Genomic DNA, 5,032 nt, shown 5'->3' with positions numbered 1-5,032 from the left:
CTCCGCTGGGCTGCAAATTGTCCCCGATATCGGCCCGTAACCCCGGCTACGAACCTCTATCGTGGTCCAATTTTCGCCACAACGGCGCTCGCTCTCGCCTGCAAACCAAAACCCAAACAGGTTCTTAGTCCTCCTGCTCATAGAAGCGGATCCCGAGGGCTGCCCCGAGACCTGCTACAGCAGCGCCTCCGAAGATATCGAACAGGATGTTGAAGGTGTAATAGTTGATGCCCCAGTTTTGCTCAAACGCGTGCAGGACCTCGCCGTCGGGGGGCTGCATCAAGCCGGGTGCAGGGTCGAACAGGGCCCCGATGGCAACAAGCACGAGCAGTACGAACTGCCGCGTTACCCCCATAACAAGGCCGGCTACGATGCCCATGCGAGCGCCCTCAATCATCGGAATAGCCTTTCCGGAGGCGGGCTCCCAGAGGCGAATGAGTAGAATGCCAACGGCAACAGCCCCGGCCATCCGCAAGAAAAGTGCGTCCACAAGGATGAGTAGAAGTCCGATGCTGGCGCCAGCTACGAAGGCAGCTTTACGTTCGCTTGTCATGCAGGGAAAGAGGGCTAACTAATCAGGAGAGTATCACAGAGTAACAAACAAGACACCGCATCCAAATGCGAATAGATTACCTGTGAGATCGTAACCGATCCGCGATTCCTAACAGGTGTAAGCTAATGCATTGGACCAAAGGGGGGTAGACCAAAAAGTGATGGGGGCAACCCATCAGGGCGCCCCCACCACTGCAGCTGCAGGTAACCAATCCTGCGGCATTAATTCCGCGTCGCAAGCACTGTATTTATAGTGCTTCGTCGATGCGCTCCAGCACATCTTCAAGGTGGATGCGCGTCATGCGGTCAGAAACGCCGCTGTTGAGCGCATCGGCGACCTCGTTACGCAGCAGCTTTAGCTGATCACGCACAAGCGGCCGCATGTCCGACTGGCTGATGTGCAGGTCAGCATTCAGCGGCGGGTCGTCGTTGCTCCCCACACGCAGGTTGCCGGAGCGCGGGGGCGACCAGTGGTCAGACTCCGCCTCGTGCAGCAGGTAGTGGGCCTGTTCCAGGTAGGCGCGCTGTAGGTTGCGGCGATACGTATCGATCGACTCGCCCTGCTGCACCTCGCGCCAGATGGCCGTGCGGGCATCGTCGAGCATGTCTGCAGGACGGTAGGTATCGTCGCCCAGAAACGCCTCATGCTCAATCATACGTGCCAGGCGTGCGTGGTTCAGGAGGCGCTGCACAGCCAGTTCCTGATACGCACGAATGCGCTCTACAGCACCGGCGTGCTCAATGCGTCGCAGCAGATCCATATCGAGGGCCCACTCGGGCGTGCTCAAGATGTGCTCATCGATGAACGCCATGGCCTTCTGCTGATACTCAGCCTCGATGGGCGTGTAAACCGGTCCGCCTTCCCCGTAGCGCTTGTGGTGTGTCCACGAGCCGCCAACAGCCGACGCTGCGTGCTCGGCGTAGCGATTCCACTGTGTCAGATTCTGCAGGTAGTGGGTCTCCAGTTCATAGTAGTCATCGCCCTCGTCGAGTACCCAGTCCATGAGGCTCTGGGTCGCAGTGCGCAGGTTACGCATCCCATAGGTGGCAGCCTCTACTGGATCGTCGGAGATGCCTTCGGTCATGCGATAGGGGTCCCATTCCACATCCATCCCAAACTGGGCGTAGGCCGAGCGATACCAGGGCTCGTCAGAGCGCTCCACGATCCATTCGTTGAGCGTGTCGAACTCTTCTTCGGGCGTGGTGGCTTCGGGAATGGGCCGGTATCCCCACATGATGGCAAACTCGTCCCATAGGCCAATCTCGCGTTCGGGCGGCACGTTGTCGCCCGGCTGGGCTACATAGTTGTAGCGGGTGCGCCCGACCGACGAGGCCGAGTGGCCCATGCGTTCTACAAACTCGGGCGTACGTAGCGAGTCAACCGGGAAGACGAAATTGGCGCGCTGGTTGTGAGGCAGTCCCATAGCGTGCGCCATCTCGTGCGAGATGACGTAGCGCAGGGCTTCGCCCATGTCCGCTTCGGAGAGCTCATTCGTCTGAAAGTCGGGGTTCGCCGTAGCCACCTGGCTGACGAGCCACCACCGCAGCCGCTCGTCCAGTCCGGCATACATGTTCATGTGGCCGCGAAGCACCTCACCCGAGCGCGGGTCGACCACGTCGCCGCCGGCGTTGGCCGAGCGCACCGGCGTAGCCACGTATCGGATGACGTTATACCGTGCATCCAGCAGACTAAACTCGGAGTCCTCCTCTTCGGTGGGAGCCACTCTCACATCCAGTGCGTTTTTGAACCCGGCCTTTTCAAAGGCCCCCTCCCACTCCATGATGCCCTCTTTGAAATAGGGAATCCATTCTTCGGGCGTGGCCGGGTCGATGTACCAGACGATCGGATCTTTCGGCTCTACGAGTTCGCCACGCTCAAACGCTTCCATATCGGTCGGTTCGAGGCGATAGCGGCGCAGGTACTGGTGGGGCCGCACGCCCTGAAAGTCGCGCGAGTAGTCGGTCTGCGTGATGGTGATGTATGTGACGCGCTCATCGGCGAGGCGCGGCATCATGGGCTCCTCGGGCAGCAGGATCATCGAGTGGTTGATCTCAAACGAGATCGTACCGCCGCGCGTGTTGGATGGGGGATTTGTGGCATCGTACGACCGCACGGCGCGAATCTCGATGTTTTCGGGGAAGCTGCGCGTAAACTCCAGCCAGCTGCGGTCGCGGTCGTACCCGCGAACCCCTAAGTCTGAACGCCGCTGCTGCGGAAACGAAAACGAGGGGTGGTCGCCCATGTACAGGTCGGTTACGTCGATAACCGAGGCGCCGTCTTGTGTAAACTCGACAGGAAAGCTGGCAATGACGGGCGAAAAATTGGAGTTCTGAACGGCCAGGTGGATGTTATCGTCCGCATCGGCCGTATTGCTGTACGACTGCGTGCGCAGATAGATGTGATCGCCGCGCTGCTCCCACTGCACCACCATGTTAGATGTCATCCGGTCGCCGCCTCCACGGGCTGCGAGCCCTTCCTGCGCCTTGGCATAGCGACTCATCACCGCCATGTCGCGCCCGAGCATCTCGTCGGGAATAGCAAAGAGGATGCGATCGTCAAGCTGGTAGACGGTAAAGAGCCCTTCGTCTGCAGAGGCTGCATTCAGGTCGGTAGGCGAGAGGTCTTGCGCCTGCAGCGGCACCGAGGGGGCGAGCAGCAGCGCCATGAGAACGAGACCGCCCAGCACTGGGGCCGTTGCGTGTCGTATCCAGTAAGCCATGATGATAAAGCAGTGAGGAAAGAGAAAGACAACCGTGCTCTCTTAACTACGCCTTCGCATCCCCCAAACGCAATTCGTTAATGCGACGGTGGCATAGATTCGTGGCATAGATTCGTGGCACAGGTCGTGCACGTGTCGTTCTGGTCTCGTTCTGGACGTGTGTGACGTAGGCTGTATGCAGGAAGTGGATTTTTGCTACGTGTGTAACAAAGTGATTCGGTTTGCATTGGATTCATGATCGTATTTCAACTCGTTAATCCGGTAGATACTGTGAGTCGAATCGGGGTATGGCTATGTGCGCTGCTGTTCGCATGGGGAAGCATTGGGGGGAGCGCAGCGGATGCGCAGCGGATCGCCAAGTACGGTGCCGACTTTCTGGCCGGCGGGGTGGATGCGCGGGCACTTGGCATGGGCGGCGCCTACGTAGCCCACGCCGATGAAGTCAGCGCAGGCTACTGGAATCCGGCCGGGCTGAGCCATCTTACGCATCCGGAGATCTCGTACATGCATGTGGAGCGCTTTGCGGGGGCGGTGTCGTTTGACTACGGAGCTGGAGCGTTTCCGATTAGCGAGCGCTCGTCGCTCGGGCTGTCGCTCTTCCGAAGCGGCGTCAACGACATTGTGAATACGCTGAATGCGTGGGATCCGGTACTAAATCAGCCACGCCCCAACTACGAAAGCCTCATTACGACCTTTTCGGCGGCGGACTGGGCGCTGTTCGTGAGCTACAGCCGGGCGCTCGACGAGGCGTGGTCGGTGGGGGTTAACTTCAAAGGCATTCGCCGCACCATTGGCGATTTTGCGGATGCGTGGGGGTACAGCATCGACGCAGGGGCACAGTGGCGCTCCGATCGCTACCGCTTTGGTGTAACGGTGCAAGACCTGTCCACGATGCTGCAGAGCTGGAGCATCAACGAGGCCGCGTTTGCGCTCGATGCGCGCGACGACGAGGACCTGACGTTCAGCGAAGTGTTCGGGCAAGATCTGCCGACAGGGGGCACGGCGCTGGTGCTTCCGGTGGTGCGCCTTGGCTCCGGTGCGGTGTGGCCGGTCGGGCGGCATGCCGTTACGCTCGGGCTCGATACCGACATTGCGTTCGACGGGCAGCAGGCGTTTGTGCCGAACATCGGCGATGTGTCCTTTCATCCGCGTCTGGGTGGCGCCTTCGCATATGCCGGGGTTGCGGAGCTGCGCGCAGGCATCAGCCGGGTGCAGGTGGGCGAAGACATCGGGCTCGACATTACGCCGTCGGTGGGAGCTGGGCTCACCCTCAATCAGGTGGCCATCGACTTCAGCTTCGGCGACTTCGCCGGACTCACAGCGCAGGACCTGGGCTACTCCTACCGCATTTCCGCGCGCGTGCGGTTCGAGCCGCCGGGGGAGTGAGAGGCTGCAGCTGTAGATAATCCGGTAGTGGATAGAGGCTAAGTGATGAAGCAGTTGCAAATTGCAGCCTCGTCTCGGTCGAACCCCCTCTCCCTTATTCCGCTTCGCTTCATCAGTCGCCCTACGGGCTCGTGTCGGGTTTCTCCCCCTTAGCCAAGGGGGAGATGTCCACAGGATCACGCCTTTGGCGAGGATCGGCAGACAGAGGGGGTTTGAGCGGGCTGCAATGATGTAAACCGCATGTCAATCACTTAGAGCCTGTTTTGATTTCTTACTTTGGGCTGCGAGCGGCTTCAATGGGCTGCAAATTGCCCCCGATATCGGCCCGTAGCCCCAGCTACGAACCTCCATCGAGGTCCAATTTTCGCCGCATT

3 protein-coding genes are annotated in these 5,032 nt (G+C 59.9%); 1 reads left to right on the top strand and 2 read right to left on the bottom strand.

The genetic code is table 11. The annotated features are described in order from the left end of the window. Window positions 1-124: 124 nt before the first annotated feature. A complete protein-coding gene (locus PPP56_RS10685) occupies window positions 125-553 on the bottom strand; it encodes a hypothetical protein (protein ID WP_353564031.1) in 429 nt (142 codons plus the stop codon). Window positions 554-800: 247 nt separating this feature from the next. Continuing rightward, window positions 801-3,272, bottom strand: a complete 2,472-nt coding sequence (locus PPP56_RS10680; protein WP_353564030.1) for a zinc-dependent metalloprotease — start codon at window positions 3,270-3,272, stop codon at window positions 801-803. Between the two features lie 234 nt (window positions 3,273-3,506). Here PPP56_RS10680 and PPP56_RS10675 point away from each other — a divergent pair, with 234 nt between their 5' ends. After that, window positions 3,507-4,658, top strand: coding sequence for a PorV/PorQ family protein (locus PPP56_RS10675; protein WP_353564029.1), 1,152 nt, complete (start codon window positions 3,507-3,509; stop codon window positions 4,656-4,658). Window positions 4,659-5,032: the final 374 nt, after the last annotated feature.

The sequence above is a fragment of the Longimonas sp. genome (assembly GCF_040409695.1).
Classification (GTDB): domain Bacteria; phylum Bacteroidota; class Rhodothermia; order Rhodothermales; family Salinibacteraceae; genus Longimonas.
The sequence above is the reverse complement of the archived record's forward strand: the minus strand, read 5'-3'. Positions and strand labels throughout refer to the sequence as shown.